Origin of the sequence: Terriglobus saanensis SP1PR4 (genome assembly GCF_000179915.2) — a bacterium.
Classification (GTDB): Bacteria; Acidobacteriota; Terriglobia; order Terriglobales; family Acidobacteriaceae; genus Terriglobus; species Terriglobus saanensis.
Genome location: NC_014963.1, coordinates 3329899 through 3351271 on the forward strand (window position 1 = coordinate 3329899; position 21373 = coordinate 3351271).

A 21373-nucleotide genomic window follows, 5' to 3' on the forward strand; every position below is an offset into this window, starting at 1 on the left:
GCTGCTCTGCGGGGCTTCGCCGCAGCGAGTTTCGGTTCTTTGCTGCCCACTGACAATCCCGCCCAAAACGTCTCGACCACATCGCAAGCGTCTCCAATCGTGACAAAGCTGCAGCCTTGGAGGCCCGGCGCTTTGGATATTCATCACATCTCCACCGGCCGCGGCAATGTAGCGTTTGCTGTTTGTCCCGATGGGACGACGATTTTAATTGACGCCGGCGCGCTGCAGGCCGCGCCCGACGGGGACAGCGATGAGAAATACCGGATCTCACATCTTCCTGATGCATCTCGCAGACCAGGGGAATGGATCGCACGCTACATTTCGCGTCATATGCCATTTGGTCGTCAACCAGAGATCGATTATTTCATTCTGACCCACCTGCACTCCGATCACATGGGTGGACTTGATCTTTTGACTCCAAGGCCAGCCATGTCTCGTCTGGGACCTTACCAACTAACTGGAGTCATGGATGTTCACGAACAAATCCCGATCAAAATAATTCTCGACCGGGCTTATCCCGACTACAACTATCCCGTCGAACTGAACGATCCTCATCAACTCAACTATCGGAAGTTCATATCTTCTTTCGCGAAAAGCGGCGGAACCGTGGAACGCTTTGTGCCCGGATCCTCAAGACAGATAGCACTTCGTCACTCAAGTCCAGGAACCTACCCTATGTTTACGGTGCAGAATTTAGCAGCCAACGGAAAAGTCTGGAATGGAAAAGATCATGATGCCGTCGACACATTTCCCTCGCTCAAGACTCTGGCCACATCGGATTATCCGACCGAAAATAAATGTTCCGTCGCTCTGCGGCTTTCTTATGGCGGATTCCGTTATTTTTCGGCCGGTGACATGGATCATGACGTCACCTACGGTCGGCAGCCGTGGGGCGATATTGAATCAGCAGTTGCGAAAGCGGCAGGCCCCGTTGATGTGGCTGTGGCGAACCATCATGGCTATGTCAATGCCTGCGGAGCGAGTTGGGTTGGCTCTCTTCGCCCAAGGGCATTCATCGTGAGCGCGTGGGACTCGGCGCATCCCACCATTCCCTCTCTGGGGAACATGTTGAGCGAAGATCTCTATGCCGGGCCGCGTGATGTGTATTCGACAGCTCTGAAACCTGAAAACATCATCGCGACAAAACGTCTGAGAGAGATCCAGAGCGGAAATGGACATGTCGTAGTGCGCGTTCCCCCGAGCGGACGTTCCTTTGAGGTAGCCATCACAACGAACCTTGATGAAAGTGATGCCATGATCGCCAAGTTCGGACCATACGAAACAAAATTGCAAGGCAAGTAGTTCGAAGCGGATTGGTGGTTGTTGGACGTTCTCGAGGATCTTGATTCATGCCCGTAGGTCATTCTGGTGTTTGCCTAAGACCTTGATAGCATCGCTTTGGGTTCGGACTTTCTCCGCTTGAAGACGCCTTGGGTGCGATAGCGGTATGTCCTCCTCGAATCGGGGGGAGCAAATGAGGTACAAACCGGCACCAGCCATTTTGGAGCATGAAAAAGCCTCTCGGGCTGAGAGGCGTTGGTCATTGTAACCTATTCATTTTATGTAGCTTATCATGGTGCCGGGAGGGGGGGTCGAACCCCCACGAGGTTGCCCTCGGCGGATTTTGAGTCCGCTGCGTCTGCCAGTTCCGCCATCCCGGCTTGCCTTTGCTTGCGGCCTGCGACCTAAAACCGCGAAGCCACGTTTTGCGTTGCAGACTCAAGTCTCGCACAGTGATTTTTCATGAGCAAGTCGCCACTCCGCACGCCTGTTTCTAGAGCCAGCCCTTCACTCGAAAATAGAGGTATGGGCCGATGGCAGAGACCACCATTAGGGCAAGGGCGTAATAGTAGCCGTGCTGCCACTGCAACTCCGGCATGTGGGCAAAGTTCATTCCGTAAATTGAACCGATCAACGTCGGAGGGAGAAAAACCACCGAGGCCACAGTCAGCGTCTTCATCACAGCATTTTGCTGAATACTGATCAATCCAAGGTTGGAGTCCAGCAGAAATTGAATCTGCGCTGTAAGAAACGTGGCGTGATCGAGCAGCGAATGCACATCTCGTTGCAGGGTCTTGAGGCGGCTCCGCAAATCGGCATCCAGTCCCTCAAGCTGCAAAAAAGGTACAGCCCTGCCGACGGAGTGCAGGCTCTCCCGCACCCTTGTGGACAGATCTCCGCTCGCACCAATCAACTTCAGCACGCCGCCCAAGTCGGCAGTTGCAATGGACTGCATCGAGTTCGAATTCTGAGAGAAAATCTTCTGCGAGATCGGATCCAGCGAGTCGCCCACTTCCTCGAGGAGGTCCGCATCACGATCCACAATGGTCTCGGCAAAACAAAGAAACAACGAGAGCGCAGTTGGAACATGCGACTCGGGTTTGGCTACGCGCTCTACAAAATTCCGAAAAGACGTTGGTTCCGCATAGCGCACGGTGATCATCTTTTGCCCGGTGAGGATAGTCGTGATCGAAGTCAGCATTGGGGAAAAGCCCTTCAGACGCGTCACCACACGCAGGGTAACGAACGTCGAACCATCCTCGCGGTAGAGCTGGCTGCTGCTCTCCACCTCACGCATCTCATCTCGCGTTGGGATATTCACGCGCAGGAGCGTCTCTACGAGCTCCTCTTGCTCTGGTGTTGGCTCGAAGAGATCGATCCAAAGTGCGCGGTCAATAGAAGATTCATCCACAGATGTGGAGGCGGTGAGAGGACCCCCATGAGAAAGTTCACTCGCAAGATAAGCAGTTAGCATCGTTGCCTAAGGATATCGCGCTAATCCTGCATCTCGGCCTTGTTTGCTCCAAAGCGGAAGGGATTGAAGCTCGTATGCGTATCGAATACGTCTGCATGCTCAGCCTTTTTTAGCCAATAAATCACTAGATAGGTCAGCGGAGTCGCCAGCACTTCATAGCCAACTTTCAGTAGGTATCCCGTCCCGATCATCGCTCCAATCGTGCGCCACGGAAGAGTGCCGCCGAAAGTCAATGTGATGACGATCGCGGTATCAATAGCCTGCCCCACGACCGTTGACCCAACGGTCCGTGTCCACAGCCATCGCCCACGGGTCACGAGCTTCAATTTGGCCATTGTGTAGGAGTTTGCAAACTCTCCTGCCCAGAATGCCGTCAGACTTGCCGCAAGAATACGTGGGATGAAACCGAACACGGTCGCAAACGCCTGTTGATTGTGCCATCCCGGATCGGCCGGAAGGGCAATGGTCACCGTCGCCGCGGCATACAGGAGCGCGGTTCCGAAGAAGCCCAGCCAGATCGCTCGCCGGGATGCGGCGTACCCGTAAATCTCCGTAAAGATATCGCCGAAGATGTACGTCACTGGAAAGAGCAGGATGGCTCCACTGACCGCGAACGGTCCAATGCGGCATACCTTCTGCGCCAACAGGTTGGACACCAGCAAAATCACCACAAATGCCGTTGTTAAAGCATCAAGATAACGATATCTCTGCATGGGGAAAGACTAGCGCAAGCTGCCTCCACTTTGACACAACCCTCAGGTATTGATAGCGTTGGAGATGGCTTGAGAGCACAAACACCAGTTTGCTTTCGCCCACCAAAGCGTCCCCGTCGTCCAGAGGCCCAGGACACCGCCCTTTCACGGCGGTAACACGGGTTCGAATCCCGTCGGGGACGCCAAATATTTTCAACAACTTCCCGCTTTCGAGCTTCAAAGATGTGGGTGAAGTCAATAAAGATTTCCGCCTTGGATATGTGGTGTTTCTTTGCTCAATCTCCAGAGTCCCTCTGGAGATTGAGCAGGGCCCAGGAAGAACGTTTGCTCCAAGCAGTAGTGTGCATGGATATAGTCACGGAATGGACCGGCATGGTCATGCGGGGTCGTGGGAATATCGGGACCCAGGACCACGTATTTCGCAGGGTGCTTTTGCAAAGCATCGAGAATGAGTTTTACATCCTGGACCGAGGTGAAATCGTCATTGTTCACAAACTCGGCGTGCGTCGGGTTCTCCAGTCCCAGATAAAGGGTCATGGCACTCTGGTTGAACACAATGTCACCAGGGGAGGTCCGCTGCAGGAGCCAACCCATCTCCTGCCATTGTCCCTTATCCGTAAAGGTGATCTTTCCTGTGGGCAGCAAAAGTGGGCGGTGCCATTGCATCTGACGATGAATCGGCAGCCAAATCATGGATGCCACGGAAACGCACCATAACGTGTAGCGTGCAAGCTTACGTACTTCTCCTGGTTGATAGATCATCACGACGCAAAGAAGAAGGGCGGGCGGGGCAACCGTGCAGAGACGGAAGAACGTTGGACCTGAACTGACCGCGAGACAAAGATCGAGCCCCACGAGGTTGAGCAGCACCAACTGCTTTCGCTGGTCCTGCGTCGGTCCATCTTTTATCTTGCTCAAATCACGCAGACTTAGAAAGTAGACATAAGGAACCAGAGAATAGATCACCAAAAAAGGAATCCACCGAACCAAATCCCCAGCACCATGGAGGCGCGGCAACTGATGAAGATAGGTTCTGGGTGAATTGACGGTTCCGGAGAGGCCCGTCAGTGGAAAGATCAAGAGATCGTATACAAGGCGACGGGTTCCTGCCTCGTATGCGTAATAGCCAAGCACACTCGTGCATAGACAGATAAAAGGCAGAAGCAACAGACCGATCTGCTTCCAAAAGCGGACCGTTCCATTGCCCCGCAGGAACACTAAGAAAGCAATGAATGCCAGAAGAGCAAGCGCCCCCTGGACCTGTGTAAACAGCGTTGCTATGCCGCAAAGTCCCCCTGCGACGACGATGCGCCATGATTCCTGTCCTGGCATGAGCACAGCAACAGCCGACAGTGCGGCCAGTGTGCCCCACCAGTGATGCGTGACATCCATAGCGCTACTGAGATCGAAGGCCAGAAAAAGCAGCATCGGCAAAAAAACAGCGGCACCCCGCAGAATCCGCCGCGCGATCGATGTGATGACGAGACAAAGGGATGTGCCAAGCACAATGTGCCAGGCTTCCATGACCCAGCCACGCACACCAAACAACCTGAAACCCAATGCATAAAGGAGTTCGGTGCCCGGAGTTACAAGCTCGAAGAAGTCCCTATAAATAACCTGTCCATGAAGAATGCGGAGGGCACGGGAGAAGAAAAGAATTTCGTCTCCATTCACTGCAAACGGTACTATCGGAACGCGAAATGTCCTGAGATACAAGAAAAGGAGAGCAATGCCGAATGCCAGCAGGTTTGTTCGAGTTGCGTTCGGCAGATCCTTTTCAAATTCCACTTTCAACGTGCTCACAGCATCGTCTCAGCTTTCACGATGGATCTAACGAATGTTCACGCAGCGATCAAGCTGAGTCGCAAGACATACAAGTGTGGATGCGACTTTCTCTCTCTACTACCCTGCGGCAAATTTAGTGCACAAGTGCAACAGATGTGTCTTTGGCTTGTAAGAAAACTGTCACTTCTTCGGCTGGCCGCCTCTTTGTTCAAGAAGCACTTGGTCCCCGTTAGGTCCGAGAGTACTGCGACTCTGCGGATGCCTGGTAACTGACCTCAAGTTGAGGCGTATCCAAGCGCTCATTCATGCGATGTTTCGAATGTAGACTCGCCTCCAGGATGCCCGTAGTCAACAACGCGCGATGGATAGAATAAGGCGCACTGCGTGTCTGATACATCTGCTCGATCTTCGCCGCGAGACATGCAGAATGCGTCTCGTTCGGCGCTGGCGTCATAAAGAATTGGGTTGAGACAATACCGTGGCCCGTCACTCTCGCTGCGATGTTGAAGTCTCGAATCGCTCCGTTTAGCAAGAGCAGCGTGCCGCATGTGCCATCGGTGTATTCGATGCGGACTGCGGCGGGATCCTTGACGAGCTGCGGCAACAGACCGGGAGCGGTTAGATCCTGCGTACGACCGTCCAGCCAGGTCAGCCCCAGTGGTGTATCGCTACGTGAAAGCGCAGAGCTCAGCAGATCCTTCGACCAACGGCCTGCATCTCCTGCTGCCCATACATCGTCGCCTTCGAACAGTTGCACAGCCTTCACGCCTGTCTCGCCCCCCTTGCGCCGCTCCAGCATGCACTGCATCGCTTCAAGCGCGTCAAAGCCCGTGCCCTGCAAGCTGCCGACGCCCACCATTACAGCCTCCTGCACCTTGGCTCCGAATGGGATATCCGTATCCGGCAGACGCCACGTTACCGGCATGGAAGCACCCGCGAGCAGCGGAAACTTGAGACGTTCTGCGGTCTTCACCATGCTCTGCGCTTCGGCGTAGCTGAAGGAGAGCTGCCTGTGGTTGAAGTAAGGAACCGCATGTCCGTCCGTCTCAAAAACCTGGGCACATTGCTGGAAGAAATCGTAGTTCGGCAGCAGGATCTCTCCCCTGTCGTTGCGCGGATACTCGTCATCCTCGATGACCGTCAACACAGCGTCGACGGCAAGGAGGTTTCCGCCACAGCGCAGAGCCTCAGGAATATTACGACAGAGGCGGAAATCAAACTGCTTGGCGCGCGCTTCGCTCAGATCACTCATCGGTCCAAGCTCTTCCAGGGGCGTGACAGGCGGCGGTGGCGGAGTAGCAGCTGGTGCGCGTTTCTCACCCACGCGACGCTGGTCCTCGTGGAGTGCAGGAACCCCCGGCGTAGGGCGGAGCCACGCGGCTTTTAAATTGCCGGACATCGCCTTCTGAAACTCGTTCGGTCCCTCTTCCGCTTTGCGAATTCGCTGATCCACATAGAGCGAGACGACCTTTATCTCCGGCATGTGCCACTCGCCCTCGTGCGGATAACCCACCATGAAACGGTCTGCGATGGTCTGCAAAGCGGAACCCTCACGATAGACGCTGCCAAGGATCGCCAGCCGCAGCGGTCCATTACCAGTCGCCTGGCCGAAGGCGGAGCGCAGCAGTGGACCATTTGCCAACAGAGCAGACGAGAGGGCGGAATAACCTACAAAACGGCGGCGGGTCAGCATCAGCTTCTCCAGTACGAAGATTCGGGGTAAGGTTGGTAGGTTACGGCGGCCAGCTCAGGTGTTTCGATGCGCTTCCCTTTAGCTTCACTTTCGACACCGGCGATCAGAAGCCCACTCGTCAGCAGTGTCCGTTCCACGGGATACTGCGTCTTGCCCGTAAGAAACATCTTCTCCGCGTTATAGACCAGCGGCGTAAAGAAGCTTGCCAACGTGGTGCGACCATCCGGCATTGGTAGATACATCTGTGTAGAGAAGGGCTTTGCCTGTCCTTCAATCTCCGCAGCAAAGGTGAAGTCTCTCACCATCCCGCCGAGGAGAAGCATGGTGCTCTTCAGGCCGTCGCGATGCTGATAGTGATACGCAACCGGATTGGGCACGATGGTCTTCATCTGCTCGATGGTTGGAAGCATGTCCGTAAAAGTCGGAACTGCAGACCGCAACGTCGCGCTTCGACTAAGCGCCGCCTTGACCAGCTTCTGCGACCAGACATTGCTCTCGTACGCCTTCCAAAAGTTATCGCTGCGATACGTCTGCAACCACTCCACACCGGACTCACCGCCCTTGCGCCGCTCCACCATGCACTGCAGCGTCTCCAGGCCATGGAAGTCGTAACTTCCCATCCCGCCGTATCCGATCGAGATCGCTTCTTTTACCGTGGCACCGGTTGGAAACTCGACCGAAGGAACTCTCCACGTCACCGCCAGGCTCGACCCTCCTTGAAAGGGAAAGTTGAGCTCCTTTGAAACCGCGACCATCTTCTTACACCAATCCCACTTCCACGAAAGTTCTTTATCGTTGAAGTAAGGCACGGCACGTCCACTGGCGCGAAAGACGGCGGTAATCTTTTCGAAAAACTCATAGTGAGGATGCATGGTGATGCCTTCGGGGCTCAGCGGATAGTTGCCATGCTCTCCAACGACCACCACTCCATCCACCGCAAGTTTGCCTGTGCCAAGGGTCAACGCGTCTTCAATGGAAGTCGCGATGCGCAGATGCGGATGCCTGCCTGAGCGCTCCTGCGTCAGATCGCCTTCGCCATCGCGCTGGTCCACATAGAGCGAAACCAGGTCCATCTCGGGATGGTGATATGCGCCATTCACTCCGTACCCTTCGAGGAAACGATCCACGATGTGTTGCGGGTGCAGCATTCGCTTATAGGCGGTCACCACGGCTGCAAGCCGCGGACGCTTCGGTGTTGTTTCTGCCATGGACAGAACCTCTTCTGGATGTGCGCTTTGCGACGAAGTATACATACGCCACATAACGAAGCACATAGGAGCTTTGTCCTACGCAAGCTGTACGCCGCAAGTCGTACACTCCAAGAAACCATGCTTACTCGCCGCCGTTTTCTCCGATACGCCGCTGTCGCACCTGTTGCTCTGAGCCCCGCTGTATGGAGTGCCTCACCCTCCGTACCCCAGATCTCCGCACGCGCCATGACCATACACAAGCGCGCGTTGATCTTCGACGGACACGTGCATGCACTGGATCGCGAGTTCTATCACGGTGGAAGTATGGGAACACAAACGACCGTGGGCCAGTGGGACTTGCCACGCGCACGCGAAGGCGGAGTGGGAGCTTTCTTCCTCTCGGTCTTCACTCCGGAGGAGTACTACCCCGCACGATTTGAGACCAAGCAGGCGCTACGCAGAATCGATCACGCGCTGCGTCAGCTGGAGATGAACCGCGATCACGTGGAACTCGCTCTGAACTCCGCCGATATCCAACGCATCCGCGCCAAGGGAAAGATGGCTGCTGTGCTCGATCTCGAAGGCAGCTACGACTTGGACGGCGACCTTGGTGTTCTCCGTGAACTGTACGCGCTCGGTCTGCGCTCTGCACAACTCTCCGCGCACAACTGGAACCAGAACTACGCGGACGCCTGCTGCTCGCCTCCAAAATCGAATGGTCTGAACGATCACGGACGCGATGTGATTCGTGAGATGAATCGGCTGGGCATGGTCATCAACGTCTCTCACTCTTCCGACGAAACGATCTCGCAGGCCATCGATGTAAGCGACGTTCCGGTTGTCGCCACGCATCACGGTCTGCGAACCGTGAACAATATTCCGAGAAACATGCCGGATATTCTGCTGAAGAAGCTCGCTGCGAAGGGCGGCATCTTCGGCTTCCAGATCGGCAGCGAGTTCGCCTACCCCAAGGAATATGACTGGCTCACTGCACAACGGAAGAAGACGTTCTGGGACACCGCGAGCATTCCTGATCGCGTGAAGGGCAAGACAATCTACGAAGTAGATGAGTTGGTTGCACCACAGTTCCCCATGCTCGGCGCACAGGTGCCGGAGTCCGTCATGATGAAAGTGGACGACTGGGTGGCTGTAGTCGATAAAGCAATCGAATTGGTCGGAGAAGACCACGTCGCCATCGGTACAGACTTCGACGGTGGCCCCACGCTCGCACGCGGCATGCGTGACGTACGCGACCTCCCCATGATCACCGATGCAATGCTGCGACGGGGATACTCCGAAGAGCGCATCGATAAATTCTGGGGCGGCAACTTGTTGCGCGTCTTCGGGCAAGTGACGCACGCGTCGAAGACTATAGCTTCCTGAGTCTCTATGCGTCGAGGCTTAGCGTCATATGCCTTTCGCCGTTCGCGAAGCAAGCGCCTCATCCACGGACTTCGTCCACAACGGCATCGTCCACCCGAATATATCCCACAGCTTCGTGCAGTCCAGACGCGAGTTCAGAGGACGCTTCGCGGGCGTCGGGTACTCCGCGGTTGGGATAGGCAGGATCTCGGCGAAGGTCTGATCGGGATAACTTGCCTTTCCAAAAGCCACGATGTGCTTCGCGAAATCGAACCAGGTCGCTTCTCCTGTCCCGGCTGCGTGGTAGACACCGCTCTGGGTCCTCACAAGATCCTCCGCCCTTCGTCCCTCGCCTCCATCTTCCAGTTGACGAACAAGGTAGGCCGTCATCTCCGCCAAATCCGATGCAGAAGTCGGCGCACCATGTTGGTCGTTGATGATCGACAGCTTTTCTTTTTCTCGCGCAAGCTTCGCAATAGTTCCCAAAAAGCTCCTGCCCTGCGCTGAGTAGACCCAGCTCGTTCGAAAAATAAGATGGGCTGCGCCCGATGCAGCTAAGGCGCGCTCCCCATCCAGCTTGGTCTGTCCGTAGACGTTCAATGGACCAGTGCTATCGGTCTCTTTCCAGGGAGCACTTCCACTTCCGTCAAAGACGTAGTCGGTAGAAAAAGCAATCACAGCGGCCCCGATCCGCTTGGCTTCTTCTCCAAAGACGCCGGGAGCGACCGCATTCACCGCATGAGCAATCTCAGGTTCGGTCTCGGCTCGATCCACGGCCGTGTACGCCCCGGGATGCACGACCCAACGTGGTCTGACGGCAAGCATCGTCCTGCGAATCGACGCAGCATCGCTCAAGTCCAGTTCGGATCGAGTCGGCGCGACCACCGTTCCCAAAGAAGCTAGTAACGGTTGAAGAGCCGCACCCAATTGTCCAGTGGACCCGGTGAGCAGAATTCTATTGTTCAAGGACAAGTTCGCTGTCTTTCTGCATGGCGCGATTTAGGTGAATTGTTGAAGACCCTTTGCGTTCAGGGCCTTGACCACTCCCCCAACTTCCTGTGCCCCTTCGCGCGTTGTGATCAGAAGTGCATCCTCGGTTTCTACAACGACGAGATCGTGCACACCGACGAGAGCAACCTGCTTCCCAGGAGCGTAAACGTAGTTCCCCGTGGAAGCCAGAACCACACTTCCGCTCGAATCCACAACGTTCGCGTGAATATCGCAGGAACTCGTCTGCTGAGAGATCTGATGTTCATGCAGAGCAGTCCAGGAACCAAGATCGTTCCAGCCAAACTCCGCGGGGATACAGTACACGTTGGATGCGGACTCGCCCTTTGCGGACCGAGGTTCGAGCACGGCGTAGTCGATGCTGATGTTTTCGCAAAGAGGATAGACGCGCGCAAAGGTCTCTTCGAAGTGCGATGTTCCATTGGCATCCGCAATCTCCTGCAGCTGCCCTGCCAAGTCGGGCGAATGCTCTCGGAGCGCGTTGCAAAGCGTCTTTGCGCTCCACAAAAAGATTCCACTGTTCCACGCAAATCGGCCAGAAGCTACAAACTCTGCGGCGCGCTTCCGATCCGGCTTCTCTGTGAAGCGATGAACGTGACGCGCAGGAAGTGGGAGCCCTTGGACGACGGAGGCAGCATCGCCCTGCTCAATGTATCCATAACCGGTCTCGGGCCTCGTCGGCGGAACTCCCAACACGACGATATTTTCTCCCGCAGCAGCGATTGCGATGCCGGTTCCCAGAGCCACAGCGAAACGATGCGGATCCATGATGACGTGGTCCGACGGGAAGATCCCGATCACCGCATTCGGCTGTTCGCGCTCCAGCAAAAAGGCCGCCAGGCCACAAGCGGGCGCGGTATTTCTCGCCGCAGGTTCACAGATAATGTTCTCAGGAAGAACCTCGGGAAGCTGCGTCTGAATCGTTTGAGCAATCGTATCGTTCGCGATGATCCGGATGTTCTCTTTGGCCGCAACCAGAACAAGTCGATCCACCGTCTGCTGGATCATCGTGCGGTCGCCGTCGAGAGCCAGCACCTGCTTGGCGCGTGCACGGCGACTGCGCGGCCAGAAACGCGTTCCGCTGCCTCCTGCAAGAATCACGGGAATGAAGACAGCTTTCGGATCTTGTGCTTCAGAATGCATGCATACTCCTCTTCGATCTGGTTTCCGTGGGAGACCTATTCCGCAGTCATATTGTCAGCATAAAGGAAAAGGAGGACGTCGCAGAACCAAGGATGACCATCACAGAAGATGACATAGTCAGAGATACCCTTGTACGGATACGATGGACACCGGCAGTATACAAAAAGTGGAGTGCGCTGAAATGAAGCTACTTTGGACGGGAATACTCATGACGGGTTTGACAGCAGGATTAGGTATAAACGCACATGCGGCAGTAACCAAAGCACCTTTTGGCAAGCTTCCCGACGGTAAAGCCGTTGAAATCTACACTCTGAAAAGTGCCACGGTCGAAGCGCGAGTAATGACCTTCGGCGCTCGTATCGTCAGCGTACGCACGCCAGATCGCGCCGGGCATGTGGCCGACGTAGTGCTCGGCTACGAAAATATCGAAGGATATCTCGCAGACAAGAAAACATACTTTGGTGCGATTGTGGGTCGCTATGGCAACCGTATCGCAGGCGGCAAGTTTTCACTCGACGGCAAGTCCTACCAGGTTCCTACAAACGATCATGGCAACTCCCTGCACGGGGGTACCAGTGGTTTCGATCAAAAGCTCTGGACGGCCAAAGAAGTCAGCAACGGAGTTGAGATGACTTTGGTTAGTCCTGACGAAGATATGGGCTTCCCCGGCACGCTCACAACGCACGTTACCTACACGCTCGTGGGAAACGCCCTCCATATCGACTACGTCTCAACCTCGGACAAAGACACCGTTCTGAACCTCACAAACCACAGCTACTTCAACCTGAATGGAGACGGCGCCAGCGACATTCTGAGCCACTCCATCACGATCGACTCCGAGCATTTCACTCCAGTGGATGCCACGCTCATCACGACCGGCAACATGGATACCGTAGCCGGGACGCCGATGGACTTCCGCCAACCCCACACCATGGGTGAGCGTATCAACAGCGACTTTGCACAACTCAAACTCGGTGGCGGCTATGACCACAACTGGATCCTGAACGGACCCAACGGCGTAATCAAGCGCGCCGCCTTTGTGCTGGATGCTACGACCGGACGCACGCTCACCGTCACCACCACCGAACCGGGCGTACAGTTTTACACCGGCAACTTCCTCGATGGTTCATTCAAGGGCAAGAACGGAATCAGCTACGGCAAACGAACAGGCTTCTGCCTGGAGACGCAGCACTATCCGGACTCGCCCAATCACCCCGGCTTCCCTTCCACAGAACTGAAGCCTGGACAAATCGCAAAGTCGACCACGATCTTCACCTTCGGTGTTCAGAAGTAGACTGCGATTCTTGGAGCCTCAGCCATTCATTTCGTCGCACGGCTGAGGCGCTCCATCTCGCTTCCTGCCAGTAGAAAAGCTCCAAGCCCCTTGAGATCGTTCGTTACCACTTTTTCGTGAATGTAGTACTCATAGGTTCCTGAGCGATACGGTTTGCCCCCAAGACCTGAGACAGCAACCGTGCCCTCCAACTGCAATCCTTTGCCGTCCGCCATTGGCTTTACAAAAGCCCGTTCGATCTCCTTCCAGCCCAACAGCGCAGCGCTCTTGTACCTGGGTTCAATCCAGCCCAACCGCGATCCCTTCGCCATCGCATACACAAACATGCAGGCGGCAGAAGACTCTTCAAAATTTGCAGGCTCGTCCGGGCCCGTCAGAACATCACGCCATAGACCGCTCCTGGAACTCTGGGTCGCAACGATCGCGGCCGCAGTACGATTGAGCGCTCCGATAAGGGCCACACGCTGCGGATGATCGCGTGGAAACCACTCCAACACATCGACCAGAGCCATCGCATACCATCCCATCGCCCGTGCCCACACCTCGGGCGAGAGTCCCGTTGTTTTATTGGCCCACGCCATCTGCTTGCTCTCGTCCCAGCCGTGGAAGAGCAAACCCGTCTTCGGATCACGCATATGCTCATCCATCAGCAAGAGTTGATGCACAATGTCCGAGAAGTCCTTCTCTTCTCCGAACATCTTCGCGTAAGCCGCGTAAAACGGCTCCGCCATATACGCCCCGTCGAGCCACATCTGGTTGGGATAGATCTGCTTGTGCCAGAAACCACCGTTCTCCAGACGAGGCTGGGTTTCAAGTTCCATGCGCATCGCTTGTGCCGTCGCTGCATATCGCTTATCGTGCGTCTCTCCATAAAGAAACAGTGCAGCGCGCCCCATCTCAAGGTCGTCGAGCGAGTGCGCCTCCGGTTTGAACTCTTTCACCTCTCCATGGCCGGTCAGCAGCGGATCGACGGTGGCACGCACATATTCCAGGTAGCGCGGGTCTCTGGTGGCCTGATACATCGCCGCCATGCCGTCGAGCAAAGTACCCACCTCATACTTCCAACCCGTCGAGCCTCGATACAGCATCCGGCCTGAAGCTTCACTCTGCGTCTCCGCCAGCACCGTATCTGCCATCTGGCGCGGTGTGGATACCGGAGCCGCAGCCAGCGCAGTCGCACTCAAAACAGCGAGACATGGAGCAAGATATTTCCGCATGCGACCGCTTCCTCTCCGACAACTTTCTAGGAACATCCACACGAGCGGCGATAGACCAACTGCCCCGGAAGCGCGATGTTCTGCGGCTCCATCAACTCACCATCTTCAATTCGGCGGAAGAGGATATTCGTCGCGTGCCGCATCATGTTCTCAGTCGGCTGCCGAACTACGGAGAGCGGCGGATCCACCAGCGATGCCAGATCAAAGTCGTCAAATCCCAGCATTGGGATGCGGTCCTCGCGCGCGAAAGCAAGCTCATCGAACGCAAGAAGAATCGTCTGCGTCACACGATTGCTGAAGGACAACAGCGCATCCGGTCGTCTCTGTCCGAGGAAGCTGGACGTCAGGGCGTAGCGAAGCTGGTCGTGGTCGGGAGCTTGAATCAGTATGGTGTCGAGGTTCTTCTCCGCCATCGCTTCGACATAGCCCTGCCACCTCTGCTGAAAGCTGGCGATCTCCGGACGGCTGATCACCGCGGCGATGTGCTTATAACCATGACTCAGCAGATGCTCCGTTGCAGTGCGCGCCGCTTCTCGGTTGCGCAGCACCACCGAATCCATCTCCGGCGAAATCAATCGATCAATGGCAACCACCGGTGTGCCGGGAAGTGCGGAGCGAAGCTCCTCCAACGTAGACCCTGCCGCCGGTGCCAGAATCAGCCCGTCCGCGCGATAGCGCCGAATGGTGGCAAGCTGAACAGCCTGCTGTTTCCGCGACTCCTGATGCGTCAGCAGAATCACAGCAGATCCACGCCTCCCCACTTCTTCTTCAATCAACTGCACGGCGCGACTGTAAAACATATTCGAAACCTGCGGGATGATGACACCAATCGTCCGTGTTCTGCCGACGCGCAGTGCGCGCGCCGTCTCATCCGGGTGATACCCCAGTTGCACAATCGCCTCTGCAACGCGAATCGCCACCTCGGGGCTGACGCTCACGCCGCGAAGGTGACGCGAAACAGTAGACGCACCTACGTTAGCCAGTTTCGCAACATCGGTAACCGTGGGACGACGCTTCTTCATTCTTCTCCGCGAAACAGGTGGATCTATAGATCGCTGTTGAGAGTTAAATAAAGCCTACAAAGAGCCATCATGGCAAGTTCGCCGCCTCGCGCACGGGATTCCAGTGATCTTTCCCTGCGAGAAACTCCAACGTCCCAAACGGAATAGCCTGTCGCGCCGTCAGTTGATGCGACCAAGACACACGCGACTCGGCTCGCGCACCTGGCCCCGAACTGTTTCGCTCGGCATAGAAGGTATCGCGGGGTTCATCTCCATGCTTCCAGGGAGACCAACCCTCCGGGCTTAGAGATGCTGGCAGCTCTGTATCTAGAAAAACGACGCGCGAATAGAGTCTCCATGGCCTACCTAAATAGAAAACCTTGTCGCCGAAATCATCCGCTGTCACACGGGAGTGCTGAAAGACGAACCCAGTAGCCTGCCATGGCTGCGTCCGCGACTGCGCCGTAAGATATCCCGGTCGAGCAATATGAATTTCGCTCTTCTCGAAGACCGCCGCCGCATTGCCAAAGATAAAATCCACGCCCCCCTGAATGTACGAATCCACGTAGTATTGTCGGCCAAAGTTTGCGAGAAGTGTGTCCTGATCCCCGAGAAAGCGACACCGTTTGAAGATGGCTCGGTCGGAATGAACGGCGATCGCGACCGCTTGCCCGTTGTTGCCAGCAGTATTTTCAAAGGTGATATTGTCAGCTTGAAAGCCATCTCCATTCACCTCCACCGTTTCGCTGAAAAAGGTGCTCTGAGAAGTTTTCGCGTTCTGCGCAGCCGTAATTACCACCTGTGAAGGATCGCTTCCAGTCCCCAGCAATGTCGTGCGGGCGCGCAAGGGAGAGACCCAGACTCGCTCTCGATATGTCCCCGGCGCGATATGCAGGTAAAGACGGCCTCTCGGTCCAACGTCCGGCGCATGATCCAACGCCATCTGAATCGTCGGAAAATCGTCTGTGCTCGCCGTCGTCCCGGTAGACGTGGGTGACACATGAATATGGACGTCCTGAGCCTCAAGTAAAGAACAGGAGAGCAGCGTAAACAGGACCATCATATAACTGCGAAGGAGCATTCCATCCCCTCTTCACTTCAGGTTGCTATGCACTCCGGCGCCAATCCTGATTGCTTCCCCTTGTTCCGCCTTCACCACAAAGTCCGTAGCAACAAGGTCAGTGTACTGAATCGTAGCGCCATGAATCGCACTGATATGCACGTTGGTAAGCTTCAGATTGCGGATCGGCGACTCGGGAAGACCGACGATGACGGCCGCATCGCGCGAGCCAACGGCCTGCACATTCTCGATGGTGATGTCGTGAAAGTGAGGCGTAAGCCGCGTCACTGGCTCTTCTGTAATCGTGTCGGGAATCTTGGGATAGAACTCGCTGAGCAGAATCGCAGTCTTCACATTCTCCATCGTGATATCGCGAAAGACAAAATTGCCAATATCGTTTCCGCGGTCGCGATTCGACTTCACTCGAATGCCTTGATCCGTACCCTTGAAGTGAATCCTCTCCGCCCGCACATTCTGCACCCCACCGGCGATCTCACTGCCGATGGACAAACCATGCCCATGAAGAAATTCGCAATCCGTGATGGTGATATCGCGGCTTGGCAGGTCCGGTCCAGGCGATCCGGGCTGCCCACTCTTGATCGCCACGTTGTCATCGCCTGTATCGATATAAACATGATCGATCACGATCTTAGTAGAGGCAAACGGATCAATGCCATCGGTGTTGTGCGAGGTTTGCGGAGCAAGCACCTTCATGTTGCGAAACACAAGATCGTCCGAGTAATAGGGCACAATCTGCCACATCGCCGAATTCTGCGCCGTGATATTTTCCATACGAATGTGCTTGCAATGATCGAAGACGATGAGCCGTGGTCGCGGAAGATTCGGTTGTGGCCACCAGGACTCACCCCGGCCGTCAATCACACCTCCGCCGGTGATCGTGATGTCTTCGGCAGCCTTCGCCGTGAGCATTGCCTGTCTGCCGTGGTCCTTGAACTCCTCCTTCTCAGGAAAATCGTTGTGGTCCGTGCTCGCCTCCAGAGTCGTTCCAGCTTCGACACGGAAGATCATCTTGCTCTTGAGCGTGAGCGGCGCGGTGATGAATTTGGAGGAACCGCCGATCACGACGGTCCCTCCTTTCCCTGCACATGCGTCAATCGCTTTTTGAATCGCCACGGTGTCTTTCGTCGCTCCATCGCCCCTCGCACCGTAGGCACGCACGTTGCAGGTTTTGGCCGCGAGGCCAGAGAACGGAAGCAGGGTCGTTACAGCAAGGCTGCAGAAACGCAGGGTACCAATCATTATTCGTCTCCCGTGGGACATAGAACTTCTTACTAAAATTCAATGCGGGCCGCCAGCTGCAGCGCCCGGTTAGTGGGAGAGTTTGAATCTACAACGAGCGTGCCATAGCTGGAGGTACCCCAGCTGCTGAGCGGCGCCGCCGCCTGGCTATACACAAAGTGCGTGTGGTTCGTCACGTTGAACCAGTCCGCCTCCACCACCAGCCGTGTACCTTCATGAAGCCCGGCTGTCGGAATGCCAAAGCTTCTCCGCAGGCTGAGATCCAGCTTGTAGTTTCCAGGCTGGAAGAGACCATTGTAAGGAGCCGTCCGTGCGATCGTGCTGAACTGGTAGGACGGCGTCGCCAGAAACGCATTGGGGTCCAGGTACTGCGTCTGGCCGAGCGTGGCCGACGTAAGCGGAAGAGGATTCGCGATCTTGCCATTCCCACCGTAGTTCGGGTTCTTGATGGGATAGCACACACTTTGCGACGGGTTCGTATTGCAGGAGTTCATGATGACCGAAACGGGAGCTCCCGAGTAAGCATTGAAGATTGTGGACAACTTGAACCCGCCAAAGAGAGCCCGCATATAAAAGTTCGAGCCACCCAGCATTCCCTTACCGAAGGGCAAATCGTACGCACCCGTCAACACGAACTTGTGTCTCTGGTCTCCCAGCGAAAGACTTCTGTCCAGCGAACGCGCCGCATGGAACTGACCGTCCGAAGCCGCGAAAGCGGGAATGTCATATCCCGAACGGAAGGTCGCATTGTTGTCGATGGCGCGCGACCAGGAGTAGTTCGTCATAAACGTAAGACCGCTTGCCAGACGGCGCGTCATATAGATCTGCAGTGCGTGGTAACGCGTATTGCCTACGAATCCATAGGTATCGCTGATACTGCTGTACTGGGGAAACGGCTTAAGCAACTGCGAGATGGTCGGATTACCCGTACCTCCGAAGGAGGCATACGGCAATCCGGTAATTCCTGCCGATGCGAGGTTCACCGGTCCAGTCGATCCCGTAGCAGGAAGCGACAGCTTCGAGCCCAGCGTCAGATACGCAGGATCCAGCTGATTGGACCACTTGCCGCGACCAGTAAGACTATCCGGCGTAAGGAAGTGTCCCTGGGAACCTACATAGCTAATCGTGAGCGTCATGTCTTTGCTGATCTCACGCTGCATACCGAAGCTCCAGTTGATGAACTGCGGAGCACGGCCACCATAATAGGGATCGGCATAGGCAGGCGTCTGCGCGGCTGCCGTGGAGAGAGACGTGTTGTACGTACCCAGCGATGCGTCCAGCGTAGGTGGCGCGGTATACGTAGGGTAGGGAGTATCCAGCTTCCAGTATTGATTTCCGACCTGTGTCGTACTGGGATTATTGAAACTGGTCGATGGCGAAACGCTGTACCCTGCAAGCCCCGAACCTTGTCGAGAAGTCGCGCTTCCACCATTCGCATTGCCATGCGTGTAGATCACTGCATAGCTTCCGCGAAAGACCGTCTTCGGGTCTGGCTGATAGGCAAAACCAATGCGCGGTCCGAAGTTCTTCAGGAAGTCGTTGACTGGACTGTTGCAGTTGCACTTGCCCGCACCGTTTCCTCCAAAGGCGAGCGCGCCCTTAGCACCGATCAAAGGATTGGTCGCGTTGGGATCGAAGTAGGCGAAGCGGTTCTGCACCTCGCGGTACGTCGGGTAGTAGTCATAGCGCAGGCCAATATCCAACGTCAATTTCGAAGTAATCTTCCAATTGTCCTGAATGTAAGGGGAGATAGGCCGAAAGCGCCCGCCCGTCTCAGGAACAGCGGAGAGAGTAAAGGTCGCAGAGTTGGGAGCGCCAGCAAGAAAGCTTGCATAGGCCTGCCCCGTGGTCGGAAGAGCCGTCGTAGAACCGTTGTATCCTGACGTCGCCGTGCTATTGAACGTAAGTTGCAGCGGGTTCACTCCCGTCGAATTATTCAGAAAGTTGTACTGCATCCATGCAACTTCGCCGCCGAACGTAACGAGATGTCTGCCCAAGGCCCATTGCACGTTGTCAACGACAACATAGCCCGTAGCTACAGGACGATTGCTGGAATAGCCCGCCCATCGATTGATGTTCGTATTGCCCGTAAACGTCACCGTGGGAAAAGAATCCTGCGCCTGTCCCGCTGGCAGTCCTGTGATTCCGTTCGCCGCCGCACCATACGTCGACCCCACGTCCTGGTTGTAACCGGGACCGTCGTAACGTCCGAAACCATACTTGAACTGATTCGTAATGCGTGGAGTAATCGAATACGTATGCTCGATCAAAAACACCTTTGTCTTGGGTGAGAACTGCTGCGACGAGATATACGGCGGTGGCAGACCATTCGAGGTGGAAGAGACCGTTACGGCAGCAGGGGCCGTTGTGGCTTGACGTCCCCACGCAAGCACAACCGATAATTGCTGCTTGTTGTTGATCGTGTAATCGATGCGGTTGGTCGTCGTCCAGTTGCTGAGACCGGTCTTGTAGTTCACTACGTAGTTATTCGAAATACCACCGACCGTTGGAGCCGGAAGATACGATTGCAGCCTCTGAGCTGCAGGCGAAAGACGCCCAGCCGGAATAATATTTCCTGGAAAGGGGGTTCTTACATAGGCGGATCCATTAAACGTTGTAGTGTCCGGATCGTAGATACAGCCGACCCGCTTCGCCGCATTGGTCGACAGACAATCGGCACCGGCAACGAGTTGCTCAGAGAAATTTCCCTGTCGCATCAGCATCGTGGGGATCGTCTCATTCTGATAGGGAACCTGCCTGCGATAGCGATAGCCCTCGTATCCACCGAAGACAAACAGCTTGTCCTTCAAAATAGGAAATCCGAGAAAGAGGCCATACTCGTTCTGGTGTTCGCTCGGCTTCTGCGGAACGTTGGTGAGCGGGTTGTTGACCTTCTGAAAGCCCCACGTGTCGAGGCCCGTATCGCGGAAATAATCGTAGACAGAGCCATGCAGTTTATTCGTTCCATTTTTTACAACGTAGTTCTGAACTCCCTGCCCTTCATAGATCGCGGAATACCCAACCGTCTGTACCTGGAACTGGTTGATCGCATCCACCGCCATCGAAGTCCACACAAAGCGAGGATCGCCTTCACCCGCAGCCGAAGTAATCGGCACACCGTTGATATAGATCGAAGACACCGCACCGCGGCTGCCGCTGCCATTCACCGTTCCCGCGTTCGTGGTCAGGTTGCCATTCGTCGTCTGGCTGTTTACACCAGGAAGAAGCTGCGCAAAGTCCGTCGCGCGACGCTGGCCCCCGCCATCCTGAATGAGAGGCAAGGCCGAATACTGTTCCTGCTCGATCGTCACACCCAGAGTTGCATTCGAAGTCTCAAGCGTCGGCGGCGCATCGGTTACAGTCACCGACTCCGACGTTGCGCCCGTCGGCAACAGGACGTCTACGGAGTACGTCTGCAAAGCGTTGACGGTGATGTTCTCCTGCGTCACGCTCTTGAAACCTGAGTGCGTCACCATAAGGGTGTACTTCGCTGGGTCAAGAGAAAAAGAGAACTCACCCGCTCCTGTCGTCGTCACGATTTGCTTGGTGTTGGTTGCGTCCGCTGTGATCTGCACGGTGGCTCCCGAAACCACTCCGCCGTCCGCGTCGGTCACACGGCCGTTCAGACCGCCTTTGCCTGCCAGCTGTGCCCATCCTGTCGCACTCGTACCGGCAATCAAGATCAATAGAAATGGGAAGTGTTTGAAGAATTGCTTAAGCCCCATCGGTGAACCTCCTGAAGGAACTGCGCCTGGCGTCTCTGGTCTGATTGCCAATCGCGTTTCCCAGAATCTGAAATTCGCATAGGGAACGAATCGGCAACGTTGCCATTGATCCGCGCAATCCTAGTCACCCAGATTCTGATTCGTCAAGAGGAATTTCCTGGAATATA

At 55.6% G+C, this 21373-nt stretch carries 15 protein-coding genes and 2 tRNA genes; 4 read left to right on the forward strand and 13 right to left on the reverse strand.

The window, feature by feature from the left end; all coding sequences use genetic code 11:
• Positions 1 to 132: 132 nt before the first annotated feature.
• Positions 133 to 1302: a ComEC/Rec2 family competence protein gene (locus tag ACIPR4_RS13425; protein ID WP_187290183.1), complete on the forward strand. Its 1170-nt coding sequence runs from the start codon at positions 133 to 135 to the stop codon at positions 1300 to 1302.
• A 272-nt stretch (positions 1303 to 1574) separates the two neighbouring features.
• Here ACIPR4_RS13425 and ACIPR4_RS13430 read toward each other — a convergent pair.
• The 3 genes from ACIPR4_RS13430 to ACIPR4_RS13440 all read right to left on the reverse strand — a co-directional run bounded on the left by ACIPR4_RS13430 (position 1575) and on the right by ACIPR4_RS13440 (position 3468).
• Positions 1575 to 1661: transfer RNA gene (locus tag ACIPR4_RS13430), tRNA-Leu, on the reverse strand.
• A 113-nt stretch (positions 1662 to 1774) separates the two neighbouring features.
• A complete protein-coding gene (locus ACIPR4_RS13435) occupies positions 1775 to 2755 on the reverse strand; it encodes a magnesium transporter CorA family protein (RefSeq protein ID WP_013569208.1) in 981 nt (326 codons plus the stop codon).
• A gap of 20 nt (positions 2756 to 2775) precedes the next feature.
• Positions 2776 to 3468 carry a queuosine precursor transporter gene (locus ACIPR4_RS13440; protein ID WP_013569209.1) on the reverse strand — a complete coding sequence of 231 codons (693 nt, stop codon included), beginning with the start codon at positions 3466 to 3468 and terminating at the stop codon, positions 2776 to 2778.
• A gap of 109 nt (positions 3469 to 3577) precedes the next feature.
• Here ACIPR4_RS13440 and ACIPR4_RS13445 point away from each other — a divergent pair.
• A tRNA-Glu gene (locus ACIPR4_RS13445) sits at positions 3578 to 3653 on the forward strand.
• Between the two features lie 49 nt (positions 3654 to 3702).
• Here the strand turns inward: ACIPR4_RS13445 and ACIPR4_RS13450 are convergent.
• From ACIPR4_RS13450 to ACIPR4_RS13460, 3 genes are all read right to left on the reverse strand, one after another.
• Positions 3703 to 5271: a hypothetical protein gene (locus ACIPR4_RS13450; RefSeq protein WP_013569210.1), complete on the reverse strand. Its 1569-nt coding sequence runs from the start codon at positions 5269 to 5271 to the stop codon at positions 3703 to 3705.
• A gap of 211 nt (positions 5272 to 5482) precedes the next feature.
• Positions 5483 to 6946, reverse strand: a complete 1464-nt coding sequence (locus tag ACIPR4_RS13455) for a hypothetical protein (protein WP_013569211.1) — start codon at positions 6944 to 6946, stop codon at positions 5483 to 5485.
• Complete coding sequence (locus tag ACIPR4_RS13460) at positions 6946 to 8154, reverse strand: hypothetical protein (protein ID WP_013569212.1); 1209 nt, start codon at positions 8152 to 8154, stop codon at positions 6946 to 6948. The genes ACIPR4_RS13455 and ACIPR4_RS13460 overlap by 1 nt, the downstream gene beginning before the upstream one ends.
• Positions 8155 to 8274: 120 nt before the next feature.
• Here ACIPR4_RS13460 and ACIPR4_RS13465 point away from each other — a divergent pair, with 120 nt between their 5' ends.
• Positions 8275 to 9519, forward strand: a complete 1245-nt coding sequence (locus ACIPR4_RS13465) for a dipeptidase (protein WP_013569213.1) — start codon at positions 8275 to 8277, stop codon at positions 9517 to 9519.
• Between the two features lie 24 nt (positions 9520 to 9543).
• Here the strand turns inward: ACIPR4_RS13465 and rfbD are convergent, their stop codons facing one another.
• Together rfbD and ACIPR4_RS13475 are read right to left on the reverse strand one after the other, a co-directional pair.
• Positions 9544 to 10470 (reverse strand): dTDP-4-dehydrorhamnose reductase, encoded by a 927-nt coding sequence (rfbD, locus tag ACIPR4_RS13470; RefSeq protein ID WP_013569214.1) that lies wholly within the window; start codon positions 10468 to 10470, stop codon positions 9544 to 9546.
• A 27-nt stretch (positions 10471 to 10497) separates the two neighbouring features.
• The gene (locus ACIPR4_RS13475; protein WP_013569215.1) at positions 10498 to 11649 is read right to left on the reverse strand and encodes a mannose-1-phosphate guanylyltransferase; all 1152 of its coding nucleotides are present in this window, start codon (positions 11647 to 11649) and stop codon (positions 10498 to 10500) included.
• Positions 11650 to 11830: 181 nt separating this feature from the next.
• Here ACIPR4_RS13475 and ACIPR4_RS13480 point away from each other — a divergent pair, with 181 nt between their 5' ends.
• Positions 11831 to 12943: an aldose epimerase family protein gene (locus ACIPR4_RS13480; protein ID WP_013569216.1), complete on the forward strand. Its 1113-nt coding sequence runs from the start codon at positions 11831 to 11833 to the stop codon at positions 12941 to 12943.
• Positions 12944 to 12969: 26 nt separating this feature from the next.
• Here ACIPR4_RS13480 and ACIPR4_RS13485 read toward each other — a convergent pair whose 3' ends face one another.
• From ACIPR4_RS13485 to ACIPR4_RS13505, 5 genes are all read right to left on the reverse strand, one after another.
• The gene (locus ACIPR4_RS13485; RefSeq protein ID WP_013569217.1) at positions 12970 to 14160 is read right to left on the reverse strand and encodes a glycoside hydrolase family 88/105 protein; all 1191 of its coding nucleotides are present in this window, start codon (positions 14158 to 14160) and stop codon (positions 12970 to 12972) included.
• A gap of 26 nt (positions 14161 to 14186) precedes the next feature.
• Positions 14187 to 15182: a LacI family DNA-binding transcriptional regulator gene (locus tag ACIPR4_RS13490; protein WP_013569218.1), complete on the reverse strand. Its 996-nt coding sequence runs from the start codon at positions 15180 to 15182 to the stop codon at positions 14187 to 14189.
• Positions 15183 to 15249: 67 nt separating this feature from the next.
• Complete coding sequence (locus ACIPR4_RS13495; protein WP_013569219.1) at positions 15250 to 16242, reverse strand: pectinesterase family protein; 993 nt, start codon at positions 16240 to 16242, stop codon at positions 15250 to 15252.
• Positions 16243 to 16254: 12 nt separating this feature from the next.
• On the reverse strand, positions 16255 to 17481 hold the full coding sequence (locus ACIPR4_RS13500; RefSeq protein ID WP_013569220.1) for a glycoside hydrolase family 28 protein: 1227 nt from the start codon (positions 17479 to 17481) through the stop codon (positions 16255 to 16257).
• A 32-nt stretch (positions 17482 to 17513) separates the two neighbouring features.
• Positions 17514 to 21206 carry a TonB-dependent receptor gene (locus tag ACIPR4_RS13505; RefSeq protein WP_013569221.1) on the reverse strand — a complete coding sequence of 1231 codons (3693 nt, stop codon included), beginning with the start codon at positions 21204 to 21206 and terminating at the stop codon, positions 17514 to 17516.
• Positions 21207 to 21373 lie beyond the last annotated feature (167 nt).